This window comes from Capnocytophaga sp. oral taxon 332 str. F0381 (genome assembly GCF_000318275.2).
In the GTDB taxonomy this organism is placed as follows: domain Bacteria; phylum Bacteroidota; class Bacteroidia; order Flavobacteriales; family Flavobacteriaceae; genus Capnocytophaga; species Capnocytophaga bilenii.
In genome coordinates, this window is the sequence record NZ_KB291326.1 from 1 (window position 1) to 1,206 (window position 1,206).

At 30.0% G+C, this 1,206-nt stretch carries 2 protein-coding genes and 1 pseudogene; all 3 read left to right on the forward strand.

Translation table 11 applies throughout. The annotated features are described in order from the left end of the window. Positions 1–167, forward strand: a pseudogene (locus HMPREF9075_RS13235) (IS1595 family transposase); the annotation flags it as partial. Positions 168–391: 224 nt separating this feature from the next. Continuing rightward, positions 392–1,036, forward strand: coding sequence for an SH3 domain-containing protein (locus tag HMPREF9075_RS08490; RefSeq protein WP_009416127.1), 645 nt, complete (start codon positions 392–394; stop codon positions 1,034–1,036). Then, positions 1,033–1,188: a hypothetical protein gene (locus HMPREF9075_RS13870; protein WP_232305087.1), complete on the forward strand. Its 156-nt coding sequence runs from the start codon at positions 1,033–1,035 to the stop codon at positions 1,186–1,188. Before HMPREF9075_RS08490 ends, HMPREF9075_RS13870 begins: the two co-directional genes overlap by 4 nt. Positions 1,189–1,206 lie beyond the last annotated feature (18 nt).

Genomic DNA, 1,206 nt, shown 5'->3' on the forward strand with positions numbered 1-1,206 from the left:
GTAAAGCATTTTTTATATGTTTTGAAATGACAACAACAACTAAAGGGGTATCAGCTTCACAGGTTGCTCGTCGTTATGAAATTAGTCGTCAGACTGCACATTATTTTATGCAAAAAGTCCGTGAAGCTATGAAATCCAGTGAGTCGCTGAAAATGGATGATAGCGTTTAGGTTGATGAATTTACCATAGGAGGAAAAGAGGAAGGAATTGCTATACATAAATATTCTCCTGCTGATGCCGTTGGCTGTTTAACAACAGTTAGTGGTAAGGACAATACACTTATAGAAAACATATTCAACTCTATAAAATATTGGAATAATGTGAAAATAATTCTTGAAGAAAGAGAAGTAGAAGAATCTAATTGGAATAACAATAATATAGGAGAAACAAAATGGACTGGAAAATTATAATACTTTTTTTAATAGTAACTTTTAATAGCTATAGTCAGGAAGATAAAGAATTAATAACTTTTTTGTATCATAATGCAGAAAAAATAGACATTGAAGATGATGAGTTTGACAATATCTTATCAGAATGGGATTTTCGGAATTTATATTTGTCAAAAATGATAAAAATAACATTTGGAGATAATGATACAACAGCTCGTAAATTAAAAATATTAGAAAAGATCAAAGATAGTTTTTATAAACATGCTCTAAATGAAGTGAAAAATGAATATAGAACATATAATAATATTTCAGGACCCTATTTCGTTTATCTTGTAGAAAAAAAAGACAAAGAGGTCAAGGGAATATTAGAAAAGATTATAGCAGATACTACTATGAGACATGACAATAGGGAAGAGTTAAAATCTTTCCTAAAAGAATATGATACTTACTATTATATTAATGGAAAGAAAAGAAATATAGAAATAAAAAAAGAAGCAAATTCATCTTCCTATACTATAAGTAAGATAAGAAACGGAGAAGAAGTAAGAGTAGTTGAAGACGAAGACGATTGGTTATTAATTATAACAACAGATGGAATAAAAGGATATATTCATAAAAATAATATAAAAATAGAAATCAAACAATGAACAATCTACTCACCCATTATCTTGTGAATTGGATAGACGGAATGAAGCTAAGCAGCAGGACACACTCTTATTATACTAGGCACGAGCTAAAGTCGCTGAATACTTGGAAGCGAGTATGTGACTCGCGCCAGCAGGGGAAGAAAGAGAAGTAGAAGAATCTAATTGGAATA

Coding starts and splice junctions, on each gene's coding strand:
- HMPREF9075_RS08490 (WP_009416127.1), top strand. CDS start 392: ATGGACTGGAAAATTATAATACTTTTTTTAATAGTAACTTTTAATAGC.
- HMPREF9075_RS13870 (WP_232305087.1), top strand. CDS start 1,033: ATGAACAATCTACTCACCCATTATCTTGTGAATTGGATAGACGGAATG.